Here is a 16,147-nt window from a genome sequence, read left to right on the forward strand (position 1 = left end):
CGCGCGTCAGGTGCCGCTTTGCCAACTGCTGAGGTACTGCTTCTGCTCGGCCGACAGGCGGTCGATTCGGATCCCCATCGCGGCCAGCTTGAGGCTCGCGACCTCGTCCTCGATCTTTTGCGGCACGTTGTGGACTTTGACCGCGAGCTGGGCCGCCGCCGCCCACTCGGCGGCCAGCGCCTGGGTGGCGAAGCTCATGTCCATCACTTGCGCCGGATGGCCCTCGGCGCAGGCGAGGTTGACCAGCCGCCCCTGGCCGAGCAGGAACAGCCGCCGTCCGTTGCGCAGGTGGTAGGTCTCGACTTCGCGCAGGGGATGGCGCTCGACTCTGCGCGCGAGCTTGCGCAGCCCGGGCAGGTCGATCTCGACGTCGAAGTGGCCGGCGTTGCATACGATCGCGCCGTCCTTCATCGTGGCGAGGTGATGGGCCGCGATAACCTCGCGGTCGCCGGTGACGCTGACGAAGATGTCACCCACCCGCGCCGCTTCCGCCATCCGCATCACCTGGAAGCCGTCGAGGGCCGCCTCCAAGGCGCGGATCGGGTTGACCTCGGTGACGATTACGTTGGCGCCGAGCCCGCGCGCGCGCATCGCGACGCCCCGCCCGCACCATCCGTAGCCGCACACCACCAGCACCGAGCCCGCGACCAGCACGCCGGTGGCGCGCACGATCGCCTCCATCGTGGACTGCCCGGTGCCATAGCGGTTGTCGAAGAGAAACTTGGTCTGCGCGTCGTTGACCGCGACCACCGGGATGCGCAGCGCGCCGTCCTGCTCCATCGCGCGCAGCCGGATCACGCCGGTGGTCGTCTCCTCCATCGAGGCCCGCACCTCCTCCGCCTGGTCGAGGAAATCGGTGTGCAGCAGGCTTACGAGATCGGCGCCGTCGTCCATCGTGATCGTCGGATGGCGCTGGAGGACGGCGCGCAGATGGCGGTAGTAGCTGTCGCGATCCTCGGCACGGATGGCGAAGGCCGGGATGCCGTACTCCTTGACCAGCGCGGCGGCGACGTCGTCCTGGGTCGAGAGCGGATTGGAGGCGCAGCAGACGACCTCGGCGCCGCCCGCCTTGAGCGTGCGCAGCAGATTGGCGGTCTCGGTGGTGATGTGCAAGCAGGCGGCGAGACGCTGGCCGCGCAGCGGCTTCTGCCGGGCGAAGCGCTCGCGGATGCGGCGCAGCACCGGCATCTGCTCGTCGGCCCACTCGATACGCTGGCGCCCGCCGGCGGCGAGCTTGAGGTCGCGCACGTCGTAGGCGGCGGCGCGCGCGCCGTTGCGCGAGGCCGTGGACAGAACTTTACGCTTGAGGCTCTTTGCTTCCATCAGTGGGGGTGCTCCGAAAATGTGTGATGCGGCGGCGCGCGCGGGCCGTGCCGCCCGCGGATCAGCGGCCGCCGTTGAGCCCGAAGGCGCTGCGCAGGGCGTCCACCATGTCGGTCTGCTCCCAGGGGAACAGGCCTGCGCGCGGCGTGCGGCCGAAGTGGCCGTAAGCGGCCGTCGCCTTGTAGATCGGACGCTTCAGCCCCAGCGTCCGGATGATCCCGGCGGGGCGAAAATCGAACAGCTCGCGCAGCGCCGGGGCCAGCTTGTGGTCGGGCACGGCGCCGGTGTCGAAGGTGTCGATCAGAATCGAGACCGGCTCAGCCACGCCAATCGCATAGGCGACCTGGATCTCGCACTTGGCGGCGAGCCCGGCGGCGACCACGTTCTTGGCCACGTAGCGCGCCATGTAGCAGGCCGAGCGGTCGACCTTGCTCGGGTCCTTGCCTGAAAAGGCGCCGCCGCCATGGCGACCGTAGCCGCCGTAGGTGTCGACGATGATCTTACGCCCGGTCAGGCCGCAGTCGCCATGCGGCCCGCCGATCACGAAGCTACCGGTTGGGTTGACGTGAAAGACCGTCGATTTGGTCAGGAACTGCTTGGGGATGGTCGGCTTGATCAGCTCCTCGATGATCGCTTCCTGGACCGTGGCGTGGCCGACGCCGCGGCTATGCTGCGCGGAGACCACCACGGTGGTGACCTCGACCGGGCGTCCGCCCGCGTAGCGCACGGTAACCTGGCTCTTGCCGTCGGGGAGCAGAAAGTCGGCCTTGCCCTGATGGCGCAGCCCGGCGAGGTTTTCCATCAGGCGATGCGCAAGCGCGATCGGCAACGGCATCGCCTCGGGCGTCTCGTCGCAGGCGAACCCGAACATCAGGCCCTGGTCGCCGGCGCCCTGTTCCTTGTGCAGTCCCTCGCCCTCGGTGACGCCCTGCGAGATGTCGGGCGACTGCGGCTCGATCGCGGTCAGCACCGCGGCGGTGTTGGCGTCGAAGCCGGTGTCGATATGGTTGTAGCCGATCTCGAGCGCGGTCTGGCGCGCGATCTTGGCGAAATCGGGATGGGCGCGGCTGGTGATCTCGCCGGCGAGCACGATGAGCCCGGTCTTGACCAGGGTCTCCAGCGCGACGCGCGAGTCGGCATCCTCGGTGATGAGCGCGTCGAGGACCGCGTCGGAGATCTGGTCGCACATCTTGTCCGGGTGGCCCTCGGCCACTGATTCGGAAGTGAAGAGGAAGTCCTTAAGCGGCATTCGCGGTTGTCTCCTTGGAAGGCAGCCGGCCTCGGTCAACGGCGGCTTCGGCGTGGCGCAGCCTCATCGGCGCTGCGGCGATGCGTCTCGGGCCCGCCGCGCGGCCACGGCTCAGGGCTGCCGCACAGCGCCCGAATCGATCAGAATTTTCCGTCCAGAACAAAAAAATGATGCCTTGGTATAACCAACCCATGCCGCCTGATCAAGGCGCTGGGCGCTGACCGCGGCGCGCGCCGCGGTCAGCCCTGCGCGCGCTCAGTCCTCGCCGAAGCGCTCTTCGACGAGCCGGCGCACCGCGTCGAGCGCGGCGCGCGCCTCCTCGCCCTCGGCGCGCAACTTCAGCCGCGCGCCCTGCGCTGCACCGAGCATCATCAGGTTGATAACGCTGCGCGCGTCGGCCTTGCCGCCGTCGGTGGTGACGGTTATCTGGGCGTTGAAGCGGCGCGCGGTCTCGGCGAGCTTGGTCGCCGCACGCAGATGCAACCCGAGGCGGTTGGTCACCTGCACTGTCGCCTCCACCACACCCATCCTCAACACGATAGACGCATGCGCGCAGGTGGTAAACCACGGAGGCGTTCCGCGTTGCGGCGCGCCGGCCGCGCGCGATCCGGCGGCGCGCGAGGCTAGTTGGAATCGTGGTCGTGTTCGCCGTGGAGCTGGGCTTCGAACAGCGCGCGCAGGCGCTCTTCGATCGCGCGGTCGCGCAGCGAGCCCTCGCGCGCGCGCCAGGCCTTGAGCGGGATGACCGCCTTGGACATGTTGCGATGGCCGCCGGCGCTGCCGATTTCGCCAAACAACCGGCGCACAACCTCGCCCGCGTTGCCGCGCCCAATCCCGTGGTTGCGCACGGCGATGACCAGGTTGTCGCCGAGCTTGCCCGAGACCACCGTCCACTCGACGTTCTCGAATTGCAGACAGAAGTCGGCCATCTGGACGATCAGGTCGTCGCGCTCGACCCGCCCGAGATGGATCAGGGCGACGCCGTCGCGCACCTCGAAGCGGCGCATCACGCTCGCCAGCACGCGGGCGAAGCGCGTCGGCAGTTCGGGCCGATCGATCTGGCGCAGCAGGTTGTAATTGGCGTGGGGATAGAGATGGGTAAAGGCCTGAATGTCGGCGTCGGTCACCTTGCGCTTGAGCATCAGGGTGTCGCTGCGGATGCCGTAGAGCAGGGCGGTGGCCAGACGCTCGCTTATCCGCTCGTCGGCCGCGATCAAGTACTCGGTCATGATGGTCGCGGTGGCGCCGTAGCCGGGGCGGACGTCCTGGAAGGCAGCGGTGCTCGGCGGATAGCCGGGATGGTGGTCGATGACGATGTCAGCGCGGCGCAGGCGCCCGTTGAAGTAGGGCGGCTGCACATCAACCATCGCCACCCGGTCAAAGGCCGCCAACTCCTCGGTGTCAGCCGGCGCGATCTCGATCTCGAGCAGGTGGGTCATGGTCTTGTTCTCTGGGCGGGTGACCGGAGTGAAGCTGAAGATCGGCGTGGTCAGCTTGTTGCGCCCGAGCAGGGCGCGCAACGCGATCGCGCTCGACATCGCGTCGGGGTCGGGATCGTCCTGCAACAGGATTGCGACGCGGTCGCCTTCGGAGACCAGCGCGCGCAGCTCCTTGATCTTCTGTTTGGTGTAGGATTCGTCCATGCAAGGGGAAACGCCCGGGCCCGCGCGCAGCATAGGGCTACGGGCGCCGACAGCTCAGAGCTTTATGCCAGGTTAAACGCTTGCAGTTGCGTGGGGATGGTCACTGCTATGGACCACACCCTTAACACGCCCGTCCCCGTCCATCAATGATATAACAGTAACCATCGGCGGAGGCGGATGTCAGATGGCGACCGACGAACAAAGTTGCGAACTCTGCCGGCGTCCGATAAAGGATTGGTTCCTGCGGCTGAGCGTGGAAGATCGGGGCGGCTTTCGTCAAGAAGCGTTAATCTGCGCTAATTGCGGCGTGAAGCTGCGTCTGGCCTCGGAAAAATCCCGCGACCTCCAGATCGACCCGTGGCTGCACGAGGCGGTCGCGCGTGTGCTCAAGGGCAGGGAATGAATGAAGTGGCGATGGCGGCGGAGCGCAAGCTACTTGACCTGTGGCCCTACGAGGAGGCGCGCCGGCTCGCCCTGCGTGTCGCCGACTATCCGCCGACGCGCGCGGTAATCTTCGAAAGCGGCTTCGGGCCCTCCGGCCTGCCCCATCTGGGCACGATGGGTGAGGTGCTGCGCCCGGCCTACGTCCAGCACGCCTTCAAGGTGCTGGCCGCCGTCGAGCCCGACAACCCCGCCTACCGCCATCCCAGTCGCCTCATCGTCTTCATCGACGACATGGACGGCCTGCGCAAGGTGCCCGAGAGCATCCCCAACCGCGAGCCGACCGCCCGCTACCTCGGCCAGCCCGTCTCGCGCATCCCCGACCCGTTCGGCGACTGCCATCCGAGCTTCGCCGGCCACATGATCGGGCTGCTGGCGGAGTTCCTGGCGCCGGTCGAGGTCGAATACGAGCTGATGCGCTCGAGCGAGGTGTACGCGGGCGGACGCTTCGACGACGCCTTGCGCCTCATCCTCGCTAGGCACGACGAGATTATCCGGATCGTCACGCCGACGTTGCGCGAGGAGAACCGGCGCGGATGGTCACCGTTCATGCCGCTTTGCCCGGCGTGCGGTCAGATAAACTCGACCCTCGTGACCGCGTACCATCCCGAGCGCGCCACGGTCGAATTCTCCTGCGAGCGCAGCTTCGGCGGCTCCCACGGATGCGGCTTTGGCGGCGAACAGAGCGTGCTCGGCGGCAGGGCCAAGGTGCAATGGAAGGTAGATTGGGCGCTGCGATGGTACGTGCTGGGGGTCGATTACGAGCTGTACGGCAAGGACTTGATCGATTCGGCGCGGCTGTCGGGACAGATCCTGCGGCTGCTCGGCGGGCGGCCGCCGCTCGGCTTCCCGTTCGAGATGTATCTCGACGAGGAGGGGCACAAGGTTTCCAAGTCGATCGGGCGCGGGGTCGGGGTCGAGCAATGGCGGCGCTATGCGCCGATCGAGGTGCTCAAATATTTCCTCATCCTCAACCCGCGGCGCGCGCGCAAGCTCTTCCTCGAAGCGATTCCGCAGTATGTGGACGAGTATCTCGACGCGCTCCAGCGATGGGCTGCGGCGGAGCCGGAGACGGCGCGGCGCAACTCGGAACTGGAGTTCGTGCTCCAGAGCCAAAGCGTGCGCCGCTTCAACTCGACCCTCCGTTTCGGGCTAATCATGAACTTGGTCGCCGCGCTCGGCACCGCCGACCGCGAGCTCATCTGGCGCTACCTTGCGCACTACGACCCCGGAATCGAGGGCGACCCGGAAACCGCAAAGATGGCGCGGACGCTGATGGAATGCGCGCTGAACTTCTACCGCGACTTCGTCGAGCCGACCAAGCGCCCCTACACGCCGAGCGACGGCGAGCGCGAGCAGCTCGCGGCGCTGCGTGACTGGCTCGTGCGCCACGCCGGCGCCGGTGCCGACGAGATCGAAAAGGCGATTTACGAGCTCGGCCGCGCGCACTACGACAAGCCGGGCCAGATTTTTCCGCTGCTCTACCGCGTGCTGCTTGGCCAGGAGCGCGGCCCCCGCCTCGGCCCCTTCATCCGCCTGACCACCCCCGCCCGCGTCGCCGAGATCGTCTCGGCCGCGCTCAACTGATCGCGCCAGCCTCAGGGCGGGCGTCCCAGCCTGCCGGTGTATTGATTTGAGCAGTCGCGAGCCCGAGCCAGCGTTTAGACGAACTCGGCGAAGATGGAGTCGGCGAGCTCTAGCCCGCGCTCGCTCAGCAAGACGCGTCCCGCCTCGCGGCGAATCAGGCCGCCCTCGACCAAAGGCGCGGCCCGCGCGCCGAAGACCTCATCGAAGGTGCAGTTGAAGCGCGATTGGAAATCGCCGAGCGCGAAGCCCGCGCGCAGGCGCAGGTTGAGGAAAACGAATTCGCCCATCGCGCTCCGCGCGTCAACCTCCTCGGCACCCGCCTCCGCGATACCCTCCCCAAGCGCGCGCTCGATATAGCGGGCGGGCATCCGCTCGTTCCACCATCGCCGGCTGCCGCCTGAAGCGTGTGTGAAGCTGTGCGCGCCCGCGCCCAAGCCGAGGTAGCTCTCCGCGCGCCAGTAGCTGAGGTTGTGGCGCGCTTCATGGCCGAGCGGCGCGTAATTGGAGATCTCGTACATCATGTAGCCGCGGCGCGGCAGCTCACGGCGTACGGCGGCGTACATCTCGGCCTGGCGGTCCGAGTCGAGCGGGCGGATGCGTCCGCGCTTCATATCGGCGAAAAACGCGGTGCCCTCCTCGAAGGTCAGGTTGTAGGCCGAAATATGGTCCGGCCCAAGCGCGACGGCCGCCTCGATATCCGCCAGCACGTCATCCACGCTCTGCCCGGGGACGGCGAAGATGAGGTCAAGGTTGAGCCGCGCGAAGCCCGCGCCATGGGCAAGGCGCACCGCCGTGCGGGTGTCGTCGGCGCTGTGGATGCGGCCGAGCAAGTTGAGCGTCGCCGGATTGAACGACTGCGCGCCGAAACTTATCCGGTTGACCCCAGCGGCGCGCATACCGCGCAGCTTCGCGCCGTCCACCGTGCCCGGATTCGCCTCCAGCGTTATTTCCGCGCCGTCTTCGATTCCGAAGCTGCGCTCGGCCGCCGCGATAACCGTGGCGATCGACTCCGGGCGGAAGAGCGACGGCGTGCCGCCGCCGAAGAAAATCGTCTTGACGCGGCGCCCGGTCCACGCCGGCTCGGCCGCCCGCCCGCGCATCTCGCTGGCGAGCGCGCGCACATAGGCATCCTCGGGCCAGCTCGCAGCGGCGTACGAATTGAAGTCGCAGTAGGGACACTTCGAGTGGCAGTAGGGGATGTGGACGTAGAGCGAGAACGCCGCGCCGCCGATACAACTGTCGGTAGGGGTCATGCCACTTGAGCCAAATTGTACGCTGGCCGGGAGCCACGGCGGTAGGGGCCTCGGTGAACGGCCGCTATCCAAGGCCCGGGCTGCAATGCGCGCTTTGCAGGCGGTTCGGGAGCACTTGCGTTGCGTGCTAGATCTCAACGAGGATTCGATGGTCGAGCGCAGGCGACATCGAAAAATGGAAAGGTCACGGCACGGTTCATGAACAGTCTCCTGGTCGCCAACCGCGGCGAGATCGCGATCCGCGTCATGCGCGCCGCCGCCGAGATGGGCATCCGCACGGTCGCGGTGTTCTCCGAGGACGACGCCCGCTCGCTGCATACGCGCAAGGCCGACGACGCGCGCGCGCTTCGCGGGATCGGCGCGGCCGCCTACCTCGACATTGAGCAGATCGTCGCCGTCGCGCGCGCTGCCGGATGCGACGCGATCCATCCGGGCTACGGCTTCCTCAGCGAGAATCCCACTTTCGCGCGCCGCTGCGCCGAGGAGGGGATGATGTTCGTTGGGCCGCGGCCCGAGATGCTCGAACTGTTCGGCGACAAGGTCAAGGCGCGCGCGCTGGCCGAGCGATGCGGCATACCGGTGTTGCCGGCCAGCGCCGGCGCGACCACCTTGGCGGAGGCGCGCGAGTTCCTGGCCGCGATGGGCGGCGGCGGCTCGATGGTGATCAAGGCAGTCAGCGGCGGCGGCGGGCGCGGAATGCGCGTGGTGCATCGGCTCGACGACGTCGAGGAGGCTTACAAACGATGCCAGTCGGAGGCGCGCGCCGCCTTCGGCAATCCCGACGTGTACGTCGAGCGCCTGATGCCGCGCGCGCGGCACGTCGAGGTCCAGATCGTCGGCGACGGGACCGGCGCGGCCATCCATCTATGGGAGCGCGAATGTACGATCCAGCGGCGCCATCAGAAGCTCGTCGAGATCGCGCCCAGCGCCGGCCTGCCCGAGCGGCTGCGCGTACGCCTGCTCAACGCCGCGGTCCAGCTCGCCGAATCCACACGCTACAACAACCTCGGCACCTTCGAGTTCCTGGTTGACGCTTCGGCGCCCGACGCCGAGCCGGCCTTCGCCTTCATCGAGGCCAACCCGCGCCTCCAGGTCGAGCACACCGTGACTGAGGAAGTCACTGGCATCGACCTTGTCCGGCTCCAGTTGGAGCTTGCCGCGGGCGCGACGCTCAAGGAACTGCGGATGTGCCAGGCGGAGGTTCCGGCTCCGCGCGGCTATGCGATCCAGCTCCGCATCAACATGGAGTCGATGGGCGCGGACGGCAGCACGCGCCCGGCGGGCGGCACCCTGAGCGCTTTCGAGCCGCCCTCGGGGCCGGGCGTGCGCGTCGACACCTTCGCCTACGCCGGCTACACGACGAGTCCGAACTTCGACTCGCTGCTCGCCAAGCTGATCGCGCATTCACCGTCGTCGGAGTTCTCGGCCGCTATCGCGAGGGCCTACCGGGCGCTGTGCGAGCTCAGGATCGAAGGCGTGGCGACGAATATCGGCTTCCTCCTCAACCTGCTGCGCCATCCCGATTTCGCCGCCAACCGCCTGTACACCAACTTCATCGAGGACCACATCGCGGAGCTGGTCGCGCCCGCCGACGCGCACCATCGGCGGCTCTTCTTCGACGGCGGCGCGGGCGCGCGGGCCTCGGCCGCGGGAGCGCCGCGGCTTGCCGGCGCGCGGATCGATTCGGTCGATCCGCTCGCCGTGCTCCATCACGGCAAAAGCGGCGCCGCAGCGGCGCCGACCGCGTCGTTCGCCTTGTCCGCGGGCGGCGCGCCCGCGCCCATCCCCGCGATCGCCGGGCCGCCGGGGACGGTTGCGGTTGCGGCACCGATGCAAGGCACGATCGTCTCGATCGACGTGCGCGAGGGCGACCAGGTCCATCGCGGGCGCCAGCTCTTCGTGATGGAAGCGATGAAGATGGAGCACGTCATCCGCGCCCACGTGAGCGGAATCGTCCGCCGCATCGCGGTCGCCGAGCGCGACGCCGTCTTCGAGGGCCATCCGCTCGCCTTCATCGAGGAGGCCGAAGTCTCCGTCGCCGAAAGCGAGGCGGCGGAGGCCGTCGATCCCGACTACATCCGGCCCGACCTTGCCGCCGTGCACGAGCGCCACCACATCGGACTCGACGCCGCGCGCCCCGACGCCGTCGAGCGCCGGCGCAGGACCGGCCAACGCACCGCGCGCGAGAATATCGAGGATCTCTGCGACCCGGGCAGCCTCGTCGAGTATGGGCCGCTGGTGATCGCGGCGCAGCGCCGGCGCCGCTCGATCGAGGACCTGATAAAGCGTACCCCGGCCGACGGGATGATCGCGGGCATCGGCCGCGTCAACGGCGAGCTGTTCGACGAGTCGCGTTCGCGCTGCGCGGTGATGTCGTACGACTACACCGTGCTCGCCGGCACCCAGGGCTCGCAGAACCATCGCAAGAAGGACCGCCTCTTCGAGCTCGCCGAGAAATGGCGGCTGCCGGTGGTGGTCTTCGCCGAGGGCGGGGGCGGACGTCCCGGCGACACCGACGGCCTCGCCTTCGCCGGTCTCGATTGCATGGCGTTCCATTATTTCGGGCGGCTAAGCGGGCTGGTGCCGTTGGTCGGGATAACCTCGGGGCGATGCTTCGCCGGCAACGCGGCGCTGCTCGGATGTTGCGACGTGATCATCGCGACCGCCGGGTCGAATATCGGGATGGGCGGGCCGGCGATGATCGAGGGGGGCGGGCTGGGCATCTTCCGGCCCGAGGAGGTCGGTCCGATGGAGGTGCAGGTGCCAAACGGCGTGGTCGACGTGCCGGTCGCCGACGAGGCCGAAGCAGTGCGCGTCGCCAAGAAGTACCTCAGCTATTTCCAAGGGCCGCTTCCGCGATGGGAGTGCGCCGACCAGCGCCTGCTGCGCGGACTGATTCCGGAAAACCGCCTGCGCGTCTATGACGTCCGCGCCGTGATTGAGACGCTCGCCGATCGCGGCTCGGTGCTCGAGTTGCGCCGGCAATTCGGGCTGGGGATGGTCACCGCGCTCATCCGGGTCGAAGGGCGTCCGCTGGGATTGGTCGCCAACAACCCGGTCCATCTGGCCGGCGCGATCGACAGCGCGGCGGCGGACAAGGCCGCCCGCTTTATGCAGCTGTGCGACGCCTTCGACCTTCCGATCCTGTTTTTGTGCGACACGCCCGGCATCATGGTGGGCCCGGAGGTGGAGAAGACCGCGCTGGTGCGGCACGCGGCGCGGATGTTCGTCATCGGCGCGAGCCTGAGCGTGCCGTGTTTCACGATCATCCTGCGCAAAGGCTACGGGCTGGGGGCGCAGGCGATGGCGGCGGGGAGCTTCAAGGCCCCGTTCTTCACCGTGGCATGGCCGACCGGCGAGTTCGGCGGGATGGGGCTCGAGGGGGCCGTGAAACTCGGCTACCGCAACGAGCTGGCGGCGGTCGACGATGCGGCCGAGCGCAAGGCGCTGTTCGACAAGATGGTGGCCAAGATGTATGAGTCGGGCAAGGCGCTCAACGTCGCCTCGCACTTCGAGTTCGACGACGTCATCGACCCGCTCGACTCGCGCAAATGGATAATGACGGCGCTGCGCAGCGCGCCGCCGCCTGCCCCGCGCACGGGCAAGAAGCGCACCTGCATCGACACATGGTAAGCTGACCGCGCCCTGCACAATGGGGGCCTGGTTCGCTCCTCTACTCCGAGGGAAGGGCCAGGGAGAGGTGAGGCACCGCGTTTGCCGTGTGCGCGCGGGCGGGCTAAGTTAGGCGCGCTCAACAAACCCGTGGAGGTAGCCCAATGCAAAGCTGGAAAATCGGCGACGTTCGGATCACCAGGCTCCAGGAACAGCAGCCGGTATGGCCGGGCACCATGATCACCGCCAACGCGACCGTCGACGCGATCAAGGGCGAACGCGAATGGCTCGCCCCCTTCATCGACGACAGCGGCAAGATCCTGCTCAGCATTCACGCCCTGCTGGTCGAATCCGAGGGCCGGCGCATCATCGTCGATACTTGCGTCGGCAACGACAAGCCGCGCCCCAATTTCAAGGACTTCAACATGCTGCACACGCCGTTTCTGGCCGATCTTGAAAAGGCCGGCGTGTCGCGCGATTCGGTGGACACCGTCGTCTGCACCCATCTCCATCTCGACCACGTCGGATGGAACACGATGCTGGTCAACGGGCGCTGGCAGCCGACCTTCCCCAAGGCGCGCTACATGATGTGCGAGCGCGAGTGGGAGCACTGGTCGAAGTTCGATGGTCTGGCCGACTTCAAGCTGCCCATCGACGACTCGGTGCGCCCGGTGATCGAGGCCGGGCAGGCCGAGCTGGTCGAGCCGGGGCGCAGGTTGACCGGCGAGGTCTGGCTGGAGCCGACCCCCGGCCATACGCCGGGCCATACCAGTGTGCGGATCTCCTCGCGCGGCGAGAACGCGGTCATCACCGGCGATATGATCCACCATCCGATCCAGGTCGCTCATCCCGAGTGGGTCTGCGAGTTCGACACCGACCCGGCGATGGCCTCCGATACGCGCAGAAAGTTCGTCGAGCGCTACTGCGACCAGCCGGTGCACGTCATCGGCACCCATTTCGCCGGACCGACCTCCGGGCACATCGTGCGCCGCGGCGGCAAGTTCGTCTTCGAAAAGTAGCTGGCCTGTCGCACGGCGGTAGGGCAATCGGCGGGGCGGTGCTCTGGTTCCGCCCCGCGCTTTTTCGATAACGGGGGAACCCTTTTAATCGCGCCGGCCCCTGCGGTGGCGCGGGCCTGCGCAGGGCGCGCGGGATGGCCGGGGACGCTAAGGATTGAATTCCGAGTAGTCGCGCAGAGTATAGCGCAGGGCAAAGCCGTGCGGATTGTCGATCGCCTCGTCGAGCGTGAAGTCGACCACGCGCTCGGCGCCTGCAATCGCCGCCGCCCGCGCCGGATGCCAGTCGATCGCGGCCAGACCGGTCAGTTGGAGCGTGCGTCCGCTTTCGAAATCGACGAACAACAACCCCGCGCGCGGGTTGGCCGCGATATTGCCCAGCGTGTTGAACATCCGGTTGCCCGCGTAGTCGGGGATCGCGAGGCGGCCGGCGTCGATTACGCGCACAAAGCCGGGATTGCCGCCGCGATGGGAGACGTCGGCGCCGGCCCTGGGATGGTCGGTCGCGATGAACATCGTGTCGGCGCGTGCGATGAGCCGTTGATGCTCGGGCGAGAGCTGCTTGCACTTGACCGCGGCTGATGATCCCCCGGTGGCGGACCAAGCCTGCCTGCCGACTAACACGCGCGCCTGTATGTAGCGCGGGCAGTTGCCGTACACCTGCTCGGGACGCACGATGATGGCGGCGCCGTCGGCGATCTGGCCCCAGCCATTGAGCCGCAGTCGTCGGCGCGCTGCAAACTCCGGGATTAGCATCGCGACGTGGGACCGTCCGTTGAGATTGCCGAGCAGCGGATCGCCGACGGGCGGCAGCGCGGCGATTCGCATGGTGTCGCCTTCGAGCACGCGCATGAAGCCGGGTTCGCCAGTGATGACCGATACCCATGGGCGGCCGGCCTGGTCAATCGTTCCCAGGACCGCCAGTGGCTGGCGCGCGACAAACTCGCACCGCTCGGGCGCGATGGTGGCGCGGATGCCGCCGCCGATCTTGGCCGCCATCTCGCGTCCGCCGGCGCGCGTCTGTACCGCGATTTCGCCCTCGTGGAATTTCATCGCGCGATGCGGGCCCCTCAGCCATCGGATAGGGCCATGCAGCCTGATAGCGTAAAATCCGTACGACGGGAACCGCGCCAAATATCGCCGGCGTGGCCGCCCGCGCGCGCATCCCGAAAACACCGAGGCTCGCGATGACACCGCCGATCGATTCGCCCAGTCCGGTCGTCTTCCTGCTCGACGTGGACAACACGCTGCTCGACAACGACCGGGTGACCGAAGACCTCAAGCGCTTTCTCGTCCGCGAAGTCGGCGCCGGGCCGCAGGAGCGCTACTGGACGATCTTCGAGGCGCTGCGCCAGGAGCTGGGCTACGCGGACTACCTCGGTGCGCTCCAGCGCTATCGCGTCGAGCATCCACACGACACCCATCTGCTGGCCGTTTCCGCCTACCTGGTGGACTACCCGTTCGCCAACCGGCTCTATCCCGGCTCGCTCGACGTGATCGATCATCTGGGAGCCTTCGGGCCGACAGTCATCCTCTCAGACGGCGACGTGGTCTTCCAGCCGCGCAAGGTCGCGCGCTCGGGGCTGTTCGAGGCGGTCGAGGGCCGGGTGCTCATTTACATCCACAAGGAGCAGGAACTGGGCGAGGTCGAGCGGCGCTATCCGGCCGCGCACTATGTGCTGGTTGACGACAAGATTCGGATCCTGACGGCGGTGAAGAAGGTATGGGGCGTGCGGGTGACCACGGTCTTTCCGCGCCAGGGCCATTACGCGCACGGGGCCGACGTCGCCGGCTATCCGCCAGCGGACCTCACGATCGCGCGCATCGGCGAGCTGGTCAATTACGAGCTGCCCGCGCTGCTCAACGCGGCGCGCGTGGGCGAGCGCACATGAGGGCTCACCCGGACGCTGCGAGCTCGCGGCCGCATAGCTCCTCGAGCGAGGCGAACGCCGAGCCCATCGCGGCCGCGCTTGCCGCCAGTTCATCCGGCGCGCCACCGAGGCGGGCGAGCACGGCCTCGACCGCGTCGTGAAAGCCGGTCGGCTTGATCGCAAATCCACGGCTTTCGGCGAACGCGCCCTTCTCGTTGACGTAGTAGCGGCGGTTGAGCGCGTAGAGCACCAGCGTCATCAGGCCGGCCGCGCAGAACAGGCATCCCGCGGCGTACATCGTGTCGCCGCGGCCCGCCGGCCCGGCCGCGATCGAGATTTCGAAGCGGGCGTCGAACAGATGCTTTTCGATAAGCGCGCGGCGCATCGCCGCCGGATACTGCGCGCACAGCCGCTTGAGCCGCGCAAGCTCGTCGCCGGGGTCGTGGAGCGGCCGGCAAAAGAAAATCTCGCCCACGTAGATCTGGGTCTGGAAGCCCAGCGGATGGCCGAGCTGATAAACCGCTCCGGGCTTGCCGTCGCCACAGAGCCCGATTACCTCGCGCACGCGGGCAAGGTTGCGATAGAGGAAATCCACCTGGCGGCCGTCGATCACGAGCCAGCCGCCGCCGTTCACCCCCTCGCCCCAGTCGCCGAAGCTGGTGACGAGCCGCTGGGCGTGGCGATCGTCAAGCTCTGATGCCGCCGTGTCGAGCTCCTCGGGCGAGAAGGCGGCGTCGGGCTCGTAGTAGAGCGCGATATCGACGTCCGAATCGGGCCGCGCAATCCCGCGCACCCACGAGCCGCCAAGTGCGATCGCTTCGATGCCCTGGACCCGGATGAGCCGCGCGGCAACGCGCTCGCACAGCGCGCGCAGCCACTGCGGCAGGTCCGGTCTAGGCGCCCATCGCTTTTCGGGGTTCTGCTCCACGCACGCCGATCGCGCCGGCAGCGCGCATCCGCTCGACCTCCACGGTGCTGAAGCCCCAATCCCGCAGTGCCTCCTCCGTATGCTCGCCGGGGCGCGCGGGCGGGCGCTGAATCGCGCTCGGCGTGCGCAGGAAACGCGGCGCCGGCGCCGGCTGCACCACGCCCTCGTACTCGACAAAGGTCGAGCGATGGCGGTTGTGCGGATGCTTGGGCGCCTCTTCGAGGCTCAGCACGGGGGCGAAGCAAACCTCGCTGCCCTCCATGATGCGGCACCACTCGTCACGCGTCTTGGTCTTGAAGATCGCGCGCAGGCGCTGCTGCATCGCCTCCCATGCGGCACGGTCATTCTGGCGCGGGAGCTTCTCGCCCTCCAGCCCGGTCAGGCGCAGCAGCTCGGCGTAGAACTTGCTCTCGATCGAGCCGATCCCGACGTACTTGCCGTCGCTGGTCTCGTACACGTTGTAGTAGTGAGAGCCGGTATCAAGGATGTTCTCGCCGCGCTTGTCGCTCCAGATCCCCGCGCCGAACAGGCCGTAGATCGCCGTCATCAGCGAGGCCGCGCCGTCGATCATTGCGACGTCGACCACCTGGCCCTTGCCCGACTTGCTCGCCTCGAACATCGCGGCGACTACTCCCAGCGCGAGGTAAACCCCGCCGCCGCCAAAGTCGCCGACCAGGTTGAGCGGCGGAACCGGCGCTTCGCCCTTGCGCCCAATCGCATGAAGCGCGCCGGTGAGCGCGATGTAGTTGATGTCGTGGCCGGCGGCGAGGGCGAGCGGCCCCTCTTGGCCCCATCCGGTCATCCGCCCGTACACCAGGCGCGGATTGCGCGCCAGGCACACGTCGGGCCCGAGTCCCAGGCGTTCCATTACCTTCGGGCGGAAGCCCTCGATCAGCGCGTCGGCCTTCTCGATCAGCTTGAGGGCAAGCTCGGTGCCCTCACGCCGCTTGAGATCGACCGCGACCGAGCGGCGGCTGCGGCCAAGCAGGTTGTACTTGGATTCGGTCTGGATGCCGAGGCTGGCGTCCTCGGCACGGTCGATGCGCAGGACCTCGGCGCCCATGTCCGCGAGCAGCATCGCGCACATCGGTGCCGGTCCGATGCCGGCGAACTCGACGATTCTACAGCCTGACAGCACTCCCATCGTGGTGGCCTCCTGCCTAGTCATTAGCACCAAGATGGAGCAATGAAAAAGCGGCGCGGCAGCCCCTCTGGCCGCCGCGC

General features: G+C 67.9%; 13 protein-coding genes. 5 read left to right on the forward strand and 8 right to left on the reverse strand.

What is annotated here, in order from left to right; all coding sequences use genetic code 11:
• Nucleotides 1–6: 6 nt before the first annotated feature.
• The 4 genes from ahcY to VFB33_03215 form a co-directional block, all read right to left on the reverse strand.
• A complete protein-coding gene (gene ahcY, locus VFB33_03200) occupies nt 7–1,323 on the reverse strand; it encodes an adenosylhomocysteinase (GenBank protein HZO80677.1) in 1,317 nt (438 codons plus the stop codon).
• A 61-nt stretch (nt 1,324–1,384) separates the two neighbouring features.
• On the reverse strand, nt 1,385–2,572 hold the full coding sequence (gene metK / locus VFB33_03205) for a methionine adenosyltransferase (protein HZO80678.1): 1,188 nt from the start codon (nt 2,570–2,572) through the stop codon (nt 1,385–1,387).
• A gap of 255 nt (nt 2,573–2,827) precedes the next feature.
• Nucleotides 2,828–3,091, reverse strand: coding sequence for an HPr family phosphocarrier protein (locus VFB33_03210; GenBank protein ID HZO80679.1), 264 nt, complete (start codon nt 3,089–3,091; stop codon nt 2,828–2,830).
• A 104-nt stretch (nt 3,092–3,195) separates the two neighbouring features.
• Nucleotides 3,196–4,215, reverse strand: coding sequence for a bifunctional oligoribonuclease/PAP phosphatase NrnA (locus tag VFB33_03215; GenBank protein ID HZO80680.1), 1,020 nt, complete (start codon nt 4,213–4,215; stop codon nt 3,196–3,198).
• Nucleotides 4,216–4,399: 184 nt separating this feature from the next.
• On the opposite strand from VFB33_03215, the gene VFB33_03220 reads away from it, so the two are divergent.
• Together VFB33_03220 and lysS are read left to right on the forward strand one after the other, a co-directional pair.
• Nucleotides 4,400–4,618, forward strand: coding sequence for a hypothetical protein (locus VFB33_03220; GenBank protein HZO80681.1), 219 nt, complete (start codon nt 4,400–4,402; stop codon nt 4,616–4,618).
• Between the two features lie 11 nt (nt 4,619–4,629).
• Nucleotides 4,630–6,243: a lysine--tRNA ligase gene (gene lysS, locus VFB33_03225; protein ID HZO80682.1), complete on the forward strand. Its 1,614-nt coding sequence runs from the start codon at nt 4,630–4,632 to the stop codon at nt 6,241–6,243.
• Nucleotides 6,244–6,317: 74 nt separating this feature from the next.
• Here the strand turns inward: lysS and hemW are convergent, their stop codons facing one another.
• A complete protein-coding gene (gene hemW / locus VFB33_03230; GenBank protein ID HZO80683.1) occupies nt 6,318–7,496 on the reverse strand; it encodes a radical SAM family heme chaperone HemW in 1,179 nt (392 codons plus the stop codon).
• A 198-nt stretch (nt 7,497–7,694) separates the two neighbouring features.
• Here hemW and VFB33_03235 point away from each other — a divergent pair, with 198 nt between their 5' ends.
• Together VFB33_03235 and VFB33_03240 are read left to right on the forward strand one after the other, a co-directional pair.
• Nucleotides 7,695–11,129, forward strand: a complete 3,435-nt coding sequence (locus VFB33_03235) for a carboxyl transferase domain-containing protein (protein ID HZO80684.1) — start codon at nt 7,695–7,697, stop codon at nt 11,127–11,129.
• A gap of 143 nt (nt 11,130–11,272) precedes the next feature.
• Nucleotides 11,273–12,127 (forward strand): MBL fold metallo-hydrolase, encoded by an 855-nt coding sequence (locus VFB33_03240; GenBank protein ID HZO80685.1) that lies wholly within the window; start codon nt 11,273–11,275, stop codon nt 12,125–12,127.
• A gap of 147 nt (nt 12,128–12,274) precedes the next feature.
• Here VFB33_03240 and VFB33_03245 read toward each other — a convergent pair whose 3' ends face one another.
• Nucleotides 12,275–13,177, reverse strand: coding sequence for a pyridoxamine 5'-phosphate oxidase family protein (locus tag VFB33_03245; GenBank protein ID HZO80686.1), 903 nt, complete (start codon nt 13,175–13,177; stop codon nt 12,275–12,277).
• A gap of 134 nt (nt 13,178–13,311) precedes the next feature.
• Between VFB33_03245 and VFB33_03250 the strand changes: the two genes are divergently transcribed.
• Nucleotides 13,312–14,016, forward strand: coding sequence for an HAD family hydrolase (locus VFB33_03250; protein HZO80687.1), 705 nt, complete (start codon nt 13,312–13,314; stop codon nt 14,014–14,016).
• A gap of 4 nt (nt 14,017–14,020) precedes the next feature.
• On the opposite strand, the gene VFB33_03255 is transcribed toward VFB33_03250, so the two are convergent.
• Together VFB33_03255 and VFB33_03260 are read right to left on the reverse strand one after the other, a co-directional pair.
• Entirely contained in the window at nt 14,021–14,923 is a 903-nt protein-coding gene (locus VFB33_03255; GenBank protein HZO80688.1) for a nucleotidyltransferase domain-containing protein, read from the reverse strand.
• Nucleotides 14,889–16,067: a CaiB/BaiF CoA-transferase family protein gene (locus VFB33_03260; GenBank protein HZO80689.1), complete on the reverse strand. Its 1,179-nt coding sequence runs from the start codon at nt 16,065–16,067 to the stop codon at nt 14,889–14,891. Before VFB33_03260 ends, VFB33_03255 begins: the two co-directional genes overlap by 35 nt.
• Nucleotides 16,068–16,147: the final 80 nt, after the last annotated feature.

The organism is Candidatus Binataceae bacterium, assembly GCA_035650475.1.
GTDB lineage: Bacteria > Desulfobacterota > Binatia > Binatales > Binataceae > JAKAVN01.